The 15,220-nt window shown below is 54.9% G+C and carries 13 protein-coding genes; 9 read left to right on the top strand and 4 right to left on the bottom strand.

The genetic code is table 11. The features are described 5' to 3' along the window. Positions 1–3: 3 nt before the first annotated feature. The 4 genes from V7756_RS02530 to V7756_RS02545 are packed head-to-tail and all read left to right on the top strand — an operon-like array spanning position 4 to position 6,812. Positions 4–798 carry a PilW family protein gene (locus tag V7756_RS02530; RefSeq protein ID WP_335608580.1) on the top strand — a complete coding sequence of 265 codons (795 nt, stop codon included), beginning with the start codon at positions 4–6 and terminating at the stop codon, positions 796–798. Next, positions 795–1,340, top strand: a complete 546-nt coding sequence (locus V7756_RS02535) for a pilus assembly PilX family protein (protein ID WP_335608581.1) — start codon at positions 795–797, stop codon at positions 1,338–1,340. The genes V7756_RS02530 and V7756_RS02535 overlap by 4 nt, the downstream gene beginning before the upstream one ends. A gap of 24 nt (positions 1,341–1,364) precedes the next feature. Beyond that, entirely contained in the window at positions 1,365–6,383 is a 5,019-nt protein-coding gene (locus V7756_RS02540; RefSeq protein ID WP_335608582.1) for a PilC/PilY family type IV pilus protein, read from the top strand. A 24-nt stretch (positions 6,384–6,407) separates the two neighbouring features. Beyond that, positions 6,408–6,812, top strand: a complete 405-nt coding sequence (locus V7756_RS02545; protein WP_335608583.1) for a type IV pilin protein — start codon at positions 6,408–6,410, stop codon at positions 6,810–6,812. A 24-nt stretch (positions 6,813–6,836) separates the two neighbouring features. Here V7756_RS02545 and trmA read toward each other — a convergent pair whose 3' ends face one another. Further along, positions 6,837–7,922 (bottom strand): tRNA (uridine(54)-C5)-methyltransferase TrmA, encoded by a 1,086-nt coding sequence (gene trmA / locus V7756_RS02550; protein WP_335608584.1) that lies wholly within the window; start codon positions 7,920–7,922, stop codon positions 6,837–6,839. Further along, positions 7,922–9,214, bottom strand: coding sequence for an NCS2 family permease (locus V7756_RS02555; protein ID WP_335608585.1), 1,293 nt, complete (start codon positions 9,212–9,214; stop codon positions 7,922–7,924). Before V7756_RS02555 ends, trmA begins: the two co-directional genes overlap by 1 nt. A gap of 120 nt (positions 9,215–9,334) precedes the next feature. Between V7756_RS02555 and V7756_RS02560 the strand changes: the two genes are divergently transcribed. Next, positions 9,335–9,952 (top strand): FKBP-type peptidyl-prolyl cis-trans isomerase, encoded by a 618-nt coding sequence (locus tag V7756_RS02560; protein ID WP_335608586.1) that lies wholly within the window; start codon positions 9,335–9,337, stop codon positions 9,950–9,952. 170 nt (positions 9,953–10,122) lie between these two features. On the opposite strand, the gene ispB is transcribed toward V7756_RS02560, so the two are convergent. Continuing rightward, entirely contained in the window at positions 10,123–11,091 is a 969-nt protein-coding gene (gene ispB / locus V7756_RS02565) for an octaprenyl diphosphate synthase (protein ID WP_335608587.1), read from the bottom strand. Positions 11,092–11,348: 257 nt separating this feature from the next. Here ispB and rplU point away from each other — a divergent pair, with 257 nt between their 5' ends. The 4 genes from rplU (at position 11,349) to proB (ending at position 14,465) form a co-directional block, all read left to right on the top strand. Further along, the gene (gene rplU / locus V7756_RS02570; RefSeq protein WP_088274864.1) at positions 11,349–11,660 is read left to right on the top strand and encodes a 50S ribosomal protein L21; all 312 of its coding nucleotides are present in this window, start codon (positions 11,349–11,351) and stop codon (positions 11,658–11,660) included. A 23-nt stretch (positions 11,661–11,683) separates the two neighbouring features. Beyond that, the gene (gene rpmA, locus V7756_RS02575) at positions 11,684–11,941 is read left to right on the top strand and encodes a 50S ribosomal protein L27 (RefSeq protein WP_092285498.1); all 258 of its coding nucleotides are present in this window, start codon (positions 11,684–11,686) and stop codon (positions 11,939–11,941) included. A gap of 98 nt (positions 11,942–12,039) precedes the next feature. After that, positions 12,040–13,248, top strand: coding sequence for an Obg family GTPase CgtA (cgtA, locus tag V7756_RS02580; protein ID WP_335608588.1), 1,209 nt, complete (start codon positions 12,040–12,042; stop codon positions 13,246–13,248). A 98-nt stretch (positions 13,249–13,346) separates the two neighbouring features. Beyond that, positions 13,347–14,465 carry a glutamate 5-kinase gene (proB, locus tag V7756_RS02585; protein ID WP_335608589.1) on the top strand — a complete coding sequence of 373 codons (1,119 nt, stop codon included), beginning with the start codon at positions 13,347–13,349 and terminating at the stop codon, positions 14,463–14,465. A 393-nt stretch (positions 14,466–14,858) separates the two neighbouring features. Here the strand turns inward: proB and rpsT are convergent, their stop codons facing one another. Next, complete coding sequence (rpsT, locus tag V7756_RS02590) at positions 14,859–15,131, bottom strand: 30S ribosomal protein S20 (protein ID WP_092285492.1); 273 nt, start codon at positions 15,129–15,131, stop codon at positions 14,859–14,861. Between the last annotated feature and the right edge of the window lie 89 nt (positions 15,132–15,220).

The following is a 15,220-nucleotide window of genomic DNA, read 5'->3' on the forward strand; positions in this document are numbered from 1 at the left end:
GTTATGATCAAACCTCTAAATCAAGGCGGCTTATCAATGATCGAGCTGCTCGTCGCGCTGGCATTGAGCAGTTTTCTCGTTCTTGGTGTTACGCAAATTTACGTTGATAACAAAAAAAATTACCTGTTTCAGCAAGGTCAGATAGGTAACTTGGAGAATGGCCGCTTTGCTCTGATGACCTTCGAAGATCATCTGGCTAAAGCGGGCTATCGTCGTAGGCCTGATCAGGACATGGAGCAGGCATTCCCTGCGGGTACTTTTAATGCGGGTGCGCAAACGTGCACCTTTACAGCTGGCGAAGCGGTAACACGGGTGAGTGCAACTGCGTTTTGCCTCCGCTATCAGCCAAGAGATGAAAATGAAGAGGATTGTCGCGGAACGAGTCTAGCGGCATCCTGGAGTAGCACCGAATTGGCATCCATCGAAAAACCTTACACCGTCCCGCAGTCATCCACGGCCGCTGCGGGCGCGATAGTCGAGAGAATGGAAGTCGCGAACGGACAGCTAACTTGCAATGGTGAGGTGTTGGTCGACGGCGTTGCAGATGTTGTCTTTGGTTATGGGGTAGGCCCAAGTAGTGAGCGGTTGGTTGCCGAGTATACGGCAGCGCCTACCACGCCCATTCGGAGTGTGCGGTACGACCTCTTGATGTCGAGTGAAAACTCTAATCTGAGTGATGGGATGACAAGCAAGGCTTATTGCGACTGGAATAACATCGCCCCCTGCACTCCTGCTCCTGATAACACGCTTTATCAGGTTGTCAGTAGCGGCATAACCATAAGGAACCTGATGCCATGACGGGTCACTCTCGGGCGCAGGGCGTCCGATCTTCAGAGAAAGGCGCGGTTCTGGTAGTAGCGCTGGTGATGTTACTTATTATTACTGTTATCTCTGTCGCAAGTATGAGAGAGGTTACGCTGGAAGCGCGGGTGACTGGCAACTTGATTGAGAACAAGCGGTTGTCAAGTGCCGCTGAGTCAGCTTTGCGTGAGGGTGAAAGGCGCGTGTTGAATAACGCAGTGCCGCCGGATGATTGTGCCGTTAGACCTGTTGATGACACCTCTCTATGTATCGTCGAAATCGCGGAAGATTATGAAAGCGACTTTTCTACATCAAATGCTTACCAAGGGCTTGACGGCAATACGACGCTTGACCGCAATGCAAACTGGTATCTCCGAGACACGGGTATCATCAGTTCGCCAGATCCAGAGTGCTTCTTAACGGGTAAAGGCTGCACTAACTATTACGAAGTTAATAGTCAGGCGCGTAAAGGCGCCCCCGATGATTGTGGTCCCGACGCGTTCTGCATACGCTCGGTCGTCGCCGCGATTTTTGATTAGCAGATGAAATTAGGAGAGAAAAAAATGTTACGCAAACTATCGTTGGTAACAGGTCTGCTAGTCCTAGGTACCTCAGCTCAGGCCGCAATTGATATTTCCCAAGTTCCATTGTTTGTAAGTGATGCAGTTCCGCCTTTGAATATGCTGGTTATGGGGCGTGATCATAAGCTGTATTACGAGGCCTACAATGACGCATCCGACCTAAACGGCGATGGTGTTATAGATGTTGGCTATAAAGGCTACCTGCCAGAGGAGCAGGGGGGGATAGATTATTTCGGCTATTTTAATTCTTATGTTTGTTACGATTACACTGGTGGCACATTTATACCTAGTGTCGAGACGGCAGACAAAACTTGTACTAATAAATGGAGTGGGGACTACTTAAACTATTTGGCTACCGCACGTATCGATGCGCTCCGAAAAGTTTTGTACGGTGGGTACAGAGTTACAGATTCAACAACTCAGACGATTCTGCAGGGCTCCTTTATTCCCCAGGATGCTCATACTTGGGGTAAAGAGTACACCAGTTTAGCTGTAGACGGGTTTCGGATATCCAACTATACGCCACTTAATCAGCCAGTGGCCGGATATCGACATTTGTTTGCAGTGGCCTCTCTTACTGACGGCGGCATACCTCAGCTTCGTACTTTGACAAATACTACTTTCCGTATCTGGAATTGGGTGTCAAAAGAGCGACCTGTCGCTGGGGATCAGTGTGTAAACAGTGCGCTTAACAATGTGGCGTGTACTTCAGCAGGGCCGAGTTCGGGCTGGGTTTTAATTCCCGATCAACATTTTTCAGGTCTAGTGCTGAAAACATGGCGTGACTCTACTGCGACGTCAAATAATAAGTCTGAGATGGATGCTCTTTTTGTAAGTAATGACAACGGGCGTCGTTGTGGCACAGGGAATGTTAGCTCCGTTCAGCAAAATTTCGGTTCAGGCAATCCCTTCAATGGCAATAGCTGCACAGGAGATAACTATAATACCCTTTTGGAAGGGAGTTTTATTGCACCAGCTACCGGTAACTACGAGTTCTCGGTGGATGGGGACGATGCGGTAGAGTTTTCAGTAGGTAATGATATCGTTGCGAGTTGGTATGGGAACCATGGTCCTAGTAATGTCGGTGGTTCCGGTACTACTGGGTCAAAATATTTGACTGCGGGTCAAAGCTATTCTGTTCGTGTACGTCATGAAGAAAATGGAGGTGGGTCGCAGTTCAATATATATTGGAAGACTCCTGGGGCTGGTACATCTGAGATGGTGGATAGGAACGTAAAGGTTTCGGTATGTCCCGCTAGCAGCGAGTCTTTGAGGGAAGAAAATTGCGTTGTGTATAGTAACGGGCAATATAAGCCTACGGGGATTTTGCATGACTACGGCACTACTGATCGCATGTATTTCGGGTTGCTTTCGGGTTCTTACGCTAAGCCTTTAAGCGGGGGGGTTCTGCGCAGTCAATTGCAGAGTTTCTCACGGGAGTTAAACGCGGCAACGGGTCAGTTTTGCTCCTCAGGTACAGGGGTTTGTTCTGCAGCTAATGCAGTATCGAATGGGATCGTATCTACCATTAATAAGCTTAGGGTTATCGATTTTAGCTACGATAGTCAAACTTACGGCTGTGGCTGGATCACCACTAGGCCTATTACTGCAGACGACACTTGTTACATGTGGGGTAATCCTGTAGCGGAAATGATGTACGAGACCATGCGGTATTTTTCCGGAGCTACTACGCCGACGGCGGATTTTAACTACTCTGGCGGGAAAGACGCTGAACCACCGTTGCAATTGCCTAAGGTGGACTCCTGGACGCCTCCCTATAAGTCACCAACAAACCCGAGTGGATTTGAGCAATGCGCGGTGCCGGTGATGACAGTGATTAGCGACATCAACCCCTCTTATGATTTCAATTTGCCAGGAAGTAATTGGGGGGCAATCAACGGTTCAGGTAACCCTGCTTCGATTCGTTCCCTGAATGTTTCCACAGAAGCGGATCTGGTATGGACGAAAGAAGGTGGTGGTAGTCGGAGCGTTTTTATAGGGGAATCGAATGGTGTGTCTGACAGTGCGCCAACACCTAAAACGGTCTCAAATTTTTCTACCATCCGTGGCCTCTCTCCTGAAGAGCCCAGCAAGCAGGGCACATATTATTCGGCCGCAGTCTCACACTTTGGTGCAAATAACGCTATTGGTGGAGAGGAAAAGCTTATAACGTATTCAGTGGCTCTTGCTTCTCCTTTGCCTACTATTGATTTTCCTGTTGGTACTAGCATTGTGACTATCGTACCTTTTGCGAAGTCTGTTGGTGGGGACAGCATTAATGCTACCGCAGAGTTTCAGCCGACAGATCAGATCGTGGACTATTACGTTGAAACAATAGCGAATACTGATGCGAGCTGTCGTACGTCTAGCCCAAGTAGCGCAAAGGATTGCGATAGCTCCATAAATTCTGGGCGTCCTTATGCTAAGTTTCGTATTAATTTTGAGGATGTTGAGCAGGGTGCTGATCATGACATGGATGCTATTGCAGTTTACGAAATACTAATTAACGCTCAAGGGAAGCTGGATATCAATATCACTTCTGAGTATGCGGCTGGCGGTATTGATCAGCACATGGGGTATGTTATTTCGGGTACCACTAAAGATGGAATATACCTTGAAGTAAAAGACCGGGGCGGTGCTGATATAAAATACAAGTTGGATACCCCCTCTGGAAGTAACGAGAAGTGGGCAGGTGACTGCGCTATCAATGGTGCATCTTGCGCTAACCTCGGGCTCACGTCTTCCCGAACTTTTACGGCCTCCGGCGGCTCGTCAGCTAACCTGCTCAAGGATCCACTCTGGTATGCCGCCAAATATGGTACAAATGCCGCTAACTTTGACGAAGACGGGGACGGAACTCCAGATAACTATTTTTTGGTGACGAACGCACTTACTCTTAAGGAACAGTTGGATAAAGCATTTAACGCGATCACCCAAATGAATGCGTCTGTGAGCACCCCGTCGGTAGACGTGGCGCGCAACACGTCGGTTTCGGATGATCAGACTGCTTTTGTTTATCGTACCGTATTCGACATCAATGGCTGGAGCGGCGATCTTATCAAGGAGCGCCAAGTAACTTCTATATCTACCGGGTCTCCCGTAACGACAGTTACAGAAGTATGGACGGCCGAAGGCAAACTGCCACTAGCGCGTAATATACTAATGGCGGACTACGGCTCTGGTTCTGCCGGCACTGACCGGCTTGCTGAGTTTAGCTGGGCCGGGTTGGATGGAGTTAGTTATGCTGGAACCAATATCCGTGACATGCTTAACCGTCGCCCAGACTCATCGGGTACCTCTGATGGTTATGGCGAGGCAAGAGTAAAATATATACGCGGTGAGTCTTGCGGCGGAGTAGATGGATGCAGCTCCTTTCCGGAGAGAACATCTGAGCTGGGGGATATTGTTGGTTCCTCGCCGGTATTGGTGAAAGATGCTCAATACTTGGCATATCGGGCCGGTACGGTAGATGGCACCTCTTCCGACTATTCCGAGTTTCAGCAGCAGGTGGCAGCGAGGCCTGAGACTATTTATGTTGGCGCTAACGATGGCATGCTTCATTCGTTTGATGCTGAAAGCGGTGTGGAAAACTTTGGTTTCATACCCTCAGCCGTCATGGAAAACTTAAACAAGTTGACCACCCCAAATTACGGGGGGGGCAGCGGAATACACCAATATTACGTCGACGGCGCTCCAGTGGTTGCTGATGTTTATTTTGACTCTGAGTGGCATACGGTGCTGGTAGGGAGTTTAGGTGCAGGTGGGCGTGAGGTCTTTGCAATGGATGTAACTGATCCACAATCCCCTATGCTACTTTGGGAATTGACAAACAACGACCAACCGGATTTGGGCTATACCATTCCTACTCCGAAAATTGTCAGGCTGCACAGCGGGCAATGGGCAGCTCTTATTCCGAATGGATATAACGGAGACCGAAGCGCTGAAGGTAAGGCGGTGCTCTTTGTTGTAGATATAAAGACCGGGGAGGTGTTGCGTAAACTAGAAGCCACTACAGAGTCGGATGGCGCAATCAACTCGGGTAATAACGGGCTATCGAACGTGCAACCCGCCGATATAAATGGCGACGGTGTCGTGGATTATGCATACGCAGGCGATATTCAGGGTAACCTTTGGCGCTTTGATTTGCTGAACACTGCCTCAGCTACACCCTTTGCCAAGACGGTCGTTGCTGCTAGCACCTTCCAAATTGCGTATGGGGGAAAACCCTTGTTTGTCGCAAAAAATTCGAGCGGTACACGGCAGCCAATCACTGCTGCTCCTTCTTTGGTTAAACATCCCTCGTCAGTGGGGTATTTAGTTACCTTGGGAACCGGTTCATACCTGAACAGTGCAGATAAAGCCTCTACTGCCGTGCAGTCAGTTTACGGTATTTGGGATAGAAAGACTGCGGGGGAGGTTACTCAGGCATCAACTGCTCCGTCTATATCTCGTGCTTCGCTGGTCGCTCAAACCATGTTGAGTCAACAGAGTTTTTCTGCCGGAGGCGTCAGTTGGCCAGTCAGGACTGTCAGTCAGAACGATATCACGTGGTATAGCTCTTCTTCAGGAGGTACAACTGACTCAAATGTGGCGAAATGGGGCTGGTATTTGGACCTTAACGTATCAGGGGCTACCGCAGACGGAGAGCGTGTTATCAATGATATGAGGGTTTACGGTGATGGCCTCATCTTCTCCACGGTTACGCCAAATACAGACCCTTGTGCTGCTGGCTTGAGTGGGTTCACTTATGGCATCAATCCGCGCACGGGTGGCCGTACTACATACCACGTATTTGATTTTAACGGTGACGGGTTGTTTGACATGAGAGATGCTCCGGCTGGCAGTAACGCGGCTGTTTCTGGTTACTCTTCGCCGGCGGGTGGTTCAACCATCAATGGTGGGAACAACTTCTACACGGATGGGACTTCTGTAGGGGTTGCGGCAGGTCTGCTCTCTCAGGGGCGCCAGAACTGGCGCTTGATCCCAAAGAATGTAGATTAATTAACACGGGGCGAGAGGATGACAATGAAAAAACAGGCTGGGTTTACGCTTATAGAAGTGATGATGGTGGTGGTTATCATCGGTATCCTGGCCGCTATTGCATTCCCCAGTTATCGAGAGTATGTACTTCGCGGCCATCGTTCTGAGGGTATTGCCTTGCTTAGTGAGGGCGCTGCTCGCCAAGAGCGTTACTATGCGCAAAATAATACGTATGCAGACACAGTGGCTAAATTGAGCATGGATGCCAATTCGGAAAATGATTACTACACTCTTAGCGTAGTGGCAGCAAACGCAACGAGTTATTCGCTCCTAGCGACAGCCATCAACTCGCAAGTGGATGACTCGAAGTGTGGAAATCTTGGTTTGAACGAGAGCGGTGTAAAATTGGAAAGCGGTACCGCAACGGATGCTGCGGACTGCTGGAAGTAGAGCCAGTTAATGTTGGAGGAGTGCTCAGCGCCGCTCCAACAACACCCCACTCTCCATATGATGGCTATACGGAAACTGATCGAATAGCGCGCAACGCGTTATTCGGTGGGTTTCATTCAACTCTTCCAGATTCTGCGCCAGGGTTTCCGGGTTGCAGGATATATAAAGGATGCGTGGGTAGCCTTTGACCAGCTCGAGCGTTGCCGGGTCGAGCCCGGCGCGCGGGGGATCGACGAACACGGTGCCGAAATTGAAGTCGCTGAGGTCGACGCCCTGCAGGCGGCGGAATTCGCGCACTCCGGTCAGTGCCTGGGTCACTTCTTCGCTCGCGAGCCTCACCAGGGTGACGTTCTCGACGCCGTTCATGGCAAGATTCTCGACTGCGGACTTCACCGAGCTTTTGGCCAGCTCCGTTGCCATCACCTTGCGAAAGCGCGTAGACAGCGGCAGGGTAAAGTTGCCGTTGCCGCAATAGAGCTCAAGCAGGTCGTCTTCGTTGTCTCCAGCCGCCTCCAGTGCCCAGCCAAGCATCTGCTGATTCACGCCGCCGTTGGGCTGGGTAAAGCCGCCTTCTATCTGCTGGTAGCGCCATTGCCTGCCGGCAACCGTCAACTCTTCCAGTACGTGGTCGCGCTCAAGAACGCGTTTGCGGCCTCGGCTGCGGCCGATCAGTTGGACGCCCAATGTTGTTGCCAGCGCTTGGGCAGGAGCGTCCCAATTGTCGTCCAGCGGCCGGTGGTAGCAGAGGGTTACCAGGGCATCGCCAGACAGCGTGGTGAGAAACTCCACCTGAAACAGCTTGCGGCCCAGCATGGGATCGGCTTTGCAGGCTTCCAGTAGCGGCGTCATCAGCTCGTTGATGCGTTTGCTGGCGATGGGTAGCTGGTCTATCAATACAGCCTTGTGCTTATCACCTTGCTCGAACATCGCGTAGTGCGGCTGGCCCTGTTCATACCACAAGCGAAATTCGGCGCGCAGCCGGAAGTGTTCAGGCTGGGAGCTGAACACCTTCGGCTCAGGTGCATGGAAAGGGGCAAGCAGCTGGCACAGCCGCTCGCGCTTTTCCGCCAGTTGGGCGGCGTAATTGGCTGGATCGAATGCGAGGCCCATCAGTTGAACAGCGCCAGCTTGACCACAAAGAGACCCGCCAGGATATAGAGGCTGGGGTTCAGATCCTTCCATCGTCCAGACAATACCTTGATAGCTGTCCAGACGATAAAGCCGGCGGCAATGCCGTTGGCAATGGAGAAGGTGAGCGGCATCATGATGGCGGTGATGACCACCGGGGCTGCTTCGGTCAAGTCGTCCCAGTCGACCTGCACCAGGCCGCCGGTCATCAAGACGGCGACAAACAGCAGCGCTGGTGCGGTGGCGAAGGCGGGCACAGCTCCCGCCAGTGGGGAGAAAAACAGGCTGAGCAGGAACAGCAGCGCCACCACGCACGCAGTCAGACCTGTCCGTCCACCGGCAGCGGTGCCTGCAGCGGATTCGATGTAACTGGTGGTGGTGGAGGTACCCAGCGCGGCGCCGGCCATGGTTGCGGTGCTGTCAGCCATGAGGGCGCGGCCCAGGCGCGGCATTTTGCCGTCGGCGTCAACCAGGTTGGCGCGCTGTGCAACGCCAATCAGGGTGCCCGAGGTGTCGAACAGGTCGACGAACAGGAAGGCGAAGATAATGCTCAGCATGCCCACTTCCAGCGCGCCCTTGATATCCAGCTGCAGCAAGGTAGGCGCCAGGCTCGGCGGCGCAGATACCACGCCGTTGGCCTGGCTCAGGCCAGTCAGCAAGCTGATGCCGGTGATCAGCAGAATGCCGATCATTACCGCGCCGGTCACTTTGCGGTAAGCCAGTGCGACTATGATGGCGAAACCAGCTGCGGCTAGCAGTGCGCCGGGCTGCGTGAGGTCACCCATGGCAACCAGAGTCGCTGGATGGTCAACCACGATGCCGGCGTTCTTCAGGGCGATAAGTGCCAGAAACAGGCCGATGCCCGCAGCAATAGCCGAACGCAGCGCCATGGGGATGCTGTTGATGATCCATTCGCGAATACGAAAGATGCTGAGCAGGAAGAACATAAGACCCGACAGGAATACCGCGCCAAGGGCAACCTGCCAGCTGTAGCCCATGGAGCCAACCACGGTATAAGAGAAGAAGGCATTCAAGCCCATGCCGGGGGCGAGTGCGATAGGGTAGTTGGCCCACAAACCCATGATCAGCGAGCCAATAGCCGCAGCCAGGCAGGTCGCCACAAAGGCTGCGCCCGGATCGATGCCGGCGTCGGCCATCATCATCGGGTTGACGAAGATGATGTAGGCCATGGTCAGGAAGGTCGTCAGCCCGGCCAGCAATTCGGTGCGCACGTTGGTGCCGTGTTCGCTGAGTTTGAAGAGTCTTTCGAGCATAAGGAGCGCTTCCGGGGTCAGGGCAGAAAGCCGGCTAGTGTAGCGGATTCGCTGCCGTGGGTGAATTTCTGCTGCGCTTGTGTCAGGCTTGACGCCCTTTTTTCCGACTGGAGGCTCGCCATGAGCAACACTTTTGAGAACGATGAGCAGCGCGTCAGCTACGGCATTGGCCGTCAGATGGGTGAGCAACTGCTGAGCAGCAGCATTCCTGATTTGACCCTGGATCTGGTCGCCGCGGGTCTGAAGGATGCCTACAACCAGCAGCCGAGCCAAGTCGCCGAGGCTGAGCTGCAGGCTGCCTTCCAGCAGCTACAGGACAAGATGCGTGCCGTCGCGCAGGAATCCGCCAAGGCGGCAGCTCAGGCAGGTGTCGACTTTCTTGCTGAAAACGCCAAGCGTGATGGTGTGCAGACGCTGGCTTCCGGGCTGCAGTATGAAGTTATTACAGCGGGCAGCGGCGCCACGCCGGCAGCCAGCTCCACGGTACAGACGCACTACGAAGGCACACTGATTTCCGGCGAAGTCTTCGATAGTTCCTACAAGCGCGGTCAGCCGGCCGAGTTTCCGGTCGGCGGTGTGATTGCCGGTTGGACAGAAGCGCTGCAACTGATGCAGGAAGGGGCCAAGTGGCGCTTGTTTATTCCGTCTGAGCTGGCCTATGGCGAACGCGGCGCGGGTAACAGCATCCCGCCGCACAGTGCGCTGATTTTTGATATTGAGCTGCTGAAAGTTCTGTAAGCGCCAGCGCTTGGTTTTTCCTGGGACGGCTGGGTTCCATCCCGGCCCGCGTTGGTGGCGCAGAGTGCGCTGGTCGAGATGGAGTCAGACCGTCCCAGGGGCAGACCAAAACCTCGCCGCTTCGGGAGTGTTATGCCGGCCTGGACGTGTCGGGTCGGCGCACCTTCCGGTTAGTGGTTGCGATCCACCGCAAAGCGCGCTAATTGCTCCAGTGCATCGCGATGGTCGGAGGCGGGCAGTGTCTGCAGTAGGCGTACCGCTTCGTCGGCCTGTTCACGCGCCAGGCGGGCGGTATAGTCCAGTGCACCTGATGCACTGACTGCCTCGCGGATCGGACCGATCTGATCGCTGCCGCCCTGCTGTATTGCCTTGCGGACCAGTTGTGCCTGTTCAGGCGTGCCATGGCGCATGGTGTAGATCAGCGGCAGGGTCGGTTTGCCCTCGGCCAGGTCGTCTCCTACGTTCTTGCCCATTTCCTCGGCGTCGCCACTGTAGTCCAGCAGGTCGTCCATAAGCTGGAAGGCAATCCCTAGCGCGTTGCCATACTGGCGCAGGGCTTCGGTCTGCTCGGCGGTGGCGCCGGCCAGCACGCCGGCAGTGTGGCAGGCCGCTTCAAACAGCATGGCAGTCTTGCTGCGGATGACTTCCATATAGGTAGCTTCATCGGTATTGGCGTCGCGCACCTTGGATAGCTGCAGGACTTCGCCCTCGGCAATTACGTTGGTGGCATTGGCCAATACCCGCATGATCTGCACGTCGCCCAGTGCCACCATCATTTCGAAGGCGCGCGAATACAGAAAGTCGCCCACCAGCACGCTGGGTGCGTTGCCCCAGAGCGCATTAGCGGTCGAGCGCCCGCGCCGCAGATCGGAGGTGTCCACTACGTCATCATGCAGCAGGGTAGCGGTATGCAGAAACTCGATGATGGCCGCCAGGCTGTGCTGGCGCGGATCGGACAGGCCGCAGGCGCGCGCGCCGAGCAAAACGACCAGTGGCCGCAGGCGTTTTCCGCCAGCGCTGATAATATAATGGCCGATCTTTTCTACCAGCGGGACCCGGGAATGCAGTTGCTCCAGAATGAGCTGGTTCACCGCATCAAAATCATCGGATACCGGTGCATAGAATGGCAGGGTGGTCATCGGTTGCAGACTTCCTGAAAAGGTTCCGCGGCATGCTAGGTTGCAGGCCATTTAGTGTCAAGAAAAGCGCAGTCTATCAGGCTTGTATGGCGCTTGCGCAAAGGCGCACGCTTGAGTACAATCCTCGCCCCTAAGATACAGCATCCCTGTTTTGACAATGGCAAGGTCGGGTCCGATAGGCGGAGCCACTTGCAGCCATGCCAGCCACTAATGATTCTAACCAAGCGCTGGGTGAGCAGGATTACGGAGAAAGCAACATGTACGCAGTCATTGTTACCGGCGGCAAGCAATACAAGGTCGCTGAAGGCGAGTTCCTGAAAGTAGAGAAACTGGACGCGGAAACCGGCGCCACCATCGAGTTTGACAAGGTTCTGTTGGTTGCAAACGGCGACGACGTCAAGATCGGTGCTCCGGTTGTTGAAGGTGCCAAGGTGACTGCAGAAGTCAGCGCGCACGGTCGTGGCGATAAAGTTCGCATCATCAAGTTCCGTCGTCGCAAGCACCACATGAAGCGTCAGGGCCACCGTCAGTGGTACACCGAAATCAAGATTACTGGCATCTCTGCCTAAGCTGATTCAGGAGATATAGACTCATGGCACACAAAAAAGCAGGCGGTTCCACGCGCAACGGTCGCGATTCAGAATCCAAACGCCTTGGTGTAAAAATGTACGGTGGTCAGGCCATCATCCCGGGTAACATCATTGTTCGTCAGCGTGGCACTGAGTTCCACCCTGGCAAGAACGTTGGCATGGGCAAGGATCACACCCTGTTCGCCAAAGCTGAAGGCGTGGTGAAATTCGAAGTGAAGGGCAAGTTCGGTCGTCGTTACGTTAATGTCGTAACCGCCTGATAGCTCCCAGCTGCTGAAAAGCCCCGTCTTGCGACGGGGCTTTTTTGTTTGTAGCGTACTCTTTCCACTAGCCCGTCCCGATAGGGAAGGGGAGATAGATGAAATTCGTTGATGAAGTGTCCATCACGGTCAAGGCCGGTGATGGTGGTAATGGCTGCATGAGTTTCCGCCGCGAAAAGTTCATCCCCAAGGGTGGGCCGGACGGTGGTGACGGTGGTGATGGTGGCTCCATATATCTGGAGGCAGACGTCAACCTCAATACCCTGGTCGACTATCGTTACACCCGCCGCTTCAATGCGCAGCGCGGTGAAAACGGCCGCGGCAGTGACTGCACGGGTGCCAAGGGTGAAGACATGGTGCTGCTGGTGCCTGTGGGCACCACGGTAATCGATGCCGGTACCCAGGAAATCATTGGTGACCTGACCGAGCCTGGTCAGCGCTTGCTGGTCGCTCAGGGCGGTTTCCATGGTCTGGGGAACACGCGTTTCAAGTCCAGCGTCAATCGCGCCCCACGTCAGACCTCCAACGGTTCGATGGGTGAGCTGCGAGATCTGAAAATGGAGTTGAAGGTTTTGGCTGACGTGGGTCTGCTAGGTCTGCCGAACGCTGGCAAGAGTACCTTTATTCGCTCGGTCTCTGCCGCCAAGCCGAAAGTGGCTGATTATCCCTTCACTACCATGGTGCCCAACCTGGGGGTGGTGGATGTGGGCCAGCTGCGTAGCTTTGTGATTGCCGATATTCCCGGTGTTATCGCCGGTGCGGCGGATGGCGCAGGCCTGGGCACGCGCTTTCTCAAGCACTTGTCACGTACCCGGCTGTTGTTGCACCTGGTGGATATGGCGCCGCTGGATGGGGCGGACCCGGCAGAAGCAGTTGAGACCATTATTCACGAGCTGGGTAAATTCAGCCCGGCGCTGACGATGCGCGAGCGTTGGCTGGTGCTGAACAAATGTGATCAGTTGCTGGAAGATGAGCAGCAGGCTGTGCTGGATGATGTGGTCGAACGTCTCGAATGGGAGGGGCCGGTGTTCGTGATTTCCGCCTCCGAGCGCGAAGGCACGGCTGAACTGGCCAAAGCCGTGATGAACTGGCTGGATGAGCGTGAGCGTCTGATCGAAGATGACGAGGAGTATGCCGCCGAGGTGGCTGCACTGGATCAGCAGATCGAAGATGAAGCGCGGGCGCATATTCAGGCGTTGGATGATCGTCGTGCGCTGCGCAAGCAGGGTATCAACGTTGATGGCGAAGAAGACGACGATGATGACGAAGACGATGAAGATGGTCCGGAGATTTTCTACGTGCATTAAAGCATCTTTGCATAAAGATGCTTTCCCATATTTGCGTTAAACTCGGCGGCTTGCAGCCAGAAATGGCATGAACTTGGGCAATCTGTTGTGGGATCAGCATGCGCGAAAAGGTAACCGGCGCCCGCCGCTGGGTGGTCAAGATTGGTAGTGCTCTGTTGACGGGCGATGGTCGCGGGCTGGATCGCGCGGCCATGGCTGTATGGGTGGAGCAACTGGCTGCGCTGCGCGCCAGTGGCGCCGAGCTGGTGCTGGTGTCTTCGGGCGCCGTTGCCGCGGGCATGAGTCGTCTGGGCTGGACCGAGCGCCCGAAAACCACCCACGACATGCAGGCGGCTGCCGCCATCGGTCAGATGGGCTTGGTGCAGGCCTGGGAGTCGAGCTTCCAGCAACATGGGTTGTCTACCGCGCAGGTCTTGCTGACCCATGATGATCTTTCAGACCGTAAGCGTTATCTGAATGCGCGTAGCACCTTGCGCGCGTTGCTCGATCTGAATGTCATTCCCGTTATCAACGAAAACGACACCGTGGTTACCGATGAGATTCGCTTCGGGGATAACGATACCCTGGGCGCGCTGGTAACCAACCTGGTGGAGGCGGACCTGTTGGTGATTCTCACCGACCGCGATGGTCTGTATACGGCCGACCCCCGCAGCAACCCGACAGCCGAGCTGGTAACAGAGGCCATGGCGGATGATCCGGCTCTGGATGTCATGGCCGGTGGTAGCGCCGGTGCGCTGGGGCGTGGCGGCATGCAGACCAAGCTGCGTGCGGCGCGTCTTGCTGCGCGCTCGGGCGCGGCTACCGTCATTGTGGGTGGGCGTATCGAGCAGGTGGTGTCGCGCCTGCACGCGGGCGAAGCGCTGGGTACCTTGCTGTTGCCTGAGCGCGGCATGCTGGCAGCGCGCAAGCAGTGGCTTGCCGGTCACCTGCAAACGCGGGGCCGTCTGTTGCTGGATGAGGGTGCGGTCAAGGCGCTCACTACCGGCCGGCGCAGTTTGTTGCCGGTAGGGGTGACCGCTGTTGAAGGCGGCTTTCGGCGTGGCGAGATGGTGGTCTGTGTGGCGCCGGATGGTCGGGAAGTGGCTCGCGGTCTGGTCAACTACGGCGCACAGGATGCTGCGCGCATTGTTGGCAAGTCGACCGAGTCCATCGCGCAGATTCTGGGCTATATCGACGATCCTGAGTTGGTGCACAAGGACAACCTGGTGCTGATCTGATCGGGTGCGCTCAGCGGCTTTTTCCTGGGAGGGTCGAGTTCCATCTCGACCATGAGCGTGACCCTCACTACCGCGGCCGGGATGGAGCCCGGCCATCCCAGGTAGGGTACATCGTAGGGTGGATGGACGAAGCCATCCACCATTGGGAGCATATATTGCACTGGAATCGCTCCCACGCTTCGCGTCATTCCGCTCATGCATCCTGCGCCGGATAGATCGCTCCCACGCTCCGCGTGGGAGCGCATCCACTGACGCTCCGCGACATTCCCGCGCGTATACTCCCGAATGTCAAAGATAGCCTGAAGTGGTGCGGATGCGGTCAAGCGAAGCCAAATCCAGGGCAACAAAAAACCGGCTCAAGGCCGGTTTTTTATTTGCAGCAAGAATCGCAGATCAGGCGGCTTCAGCCATTGCCTTGATGTGTGCGTTCAGGCGGCTCTTGTGGCGAGCGGCCTTGTTCTTGGCAATGATGCCCTTGTCGGCCATGCGGTCAATGACCGGAACGGCTGCAGTGTAGGCGGTCTTGGCCTGCTCGAGGTCTTTGGCGTCGATGGCCTTGACCACGTTCTTGATGTAGGTACGGACCATGGAGCGCAGGCTTGCATTGTGATTGCGGCGCTTCTCGGCCTGCTTGGCGCGTTTCTTGGCTTGAGGTGAGTTGGCCACCGTCGTGCTCCTCAGAAAATCTGGATGAATTAGGTACGAATAAGGCCGCGTACTATGCCGTCGAGACAGGTTAATGTCAAGAGGGCTGA

Origin of the sequence: Halopseudomonas sp., assembly GCF_036961105.1 — a bacterium.
Lineage (GTDB): Bacteria > Pseudomonadota > Gammaproteobacteria > Pseudomonadales > Pseudomonadaceae > Halopseudomonas.

Bases quoted from the DNA above. Each gene is read 5' to 3' on its own strand.
- V7756_RS02530 (WP_335608580.1), top strand. From the start codon at position 4: ATGATCAAACCTCTAAATCAAGGCGGCTTATCAATGATCGAGCTGCTC.
- V7756_RS02535 (WP_335608581.1), top strand. From the start codon at position 795: ATGACGGGTCACTCTCGGGCGCAGGGCGTCCGATCTTCAGAGAAAGGC.
- V7756_RS02540 (WP_335608582.1), top strand. From the start codon at position 1,365: ATGTTACGCAAACTATCGTTGGTAACAGGTCTGCTAGTCCTAGGTACC.
- V7756_RS02545 (WP_335608583.1), top strand. From the start codon at position 6,408: ATGAAAAAACAGGCTGGGTTTACGCTTATAGAAGTGATGATGGTGGTG.
- trmA (WP_335608584.1), bottom strand. From the start codon at position 7,922: ATGGGCCTCGCATTCGATCCAGCCAATTACGCCGCCCAACTGGCGGAA.
- V7756_RS02555 (WP_335608585.1), bottom strand. From the start codon at position 9,214: ATGCTCGAAAGACTCTTCAAACTCAGCGAACACGGCACCAACGTGCGC.
- V7756_RS02560 (WP_335608586.1), top strand. From the start codon at position 9,335: ATGAGCAACACTTTTGAGAACGATGAGCAGCGCGTCAGCTACGGCATT.
- ispB (WP_335608587.1), bottom strand. From the start codon at position 11,091: ATGACCACCCTGCCATTCTATGCACCGGTATCCGATGATTTTGATGCG.
- rplU (WP_088274864.1), top strand. From the start codon at position 11,349: ATGTACGCAGTCATTGTTACCGGCGGCAAGCAATACAAGGTCGCTGAA.
- rpmA (WP_092285498.1), top strand. From the start codon at position 11,684: ATGGCACACAAAAAAGCAGGCGGTTCCACGCGCAACGGTCGCGATTCA.
- cgtA (WP_335608588.1), top strand. From the start codon at position 12,040: ATGAAATTCGTTGATGAAGTGTCCATCACGGTCAAGGCCGGTGATGGT.
- proB (WP_335608589.1), top strand. From the start codon at position 13,347: ATGCGCGAAAAGGTAACCGGCGCCCGCCGCTGGGTGGTCAAGATTGGT.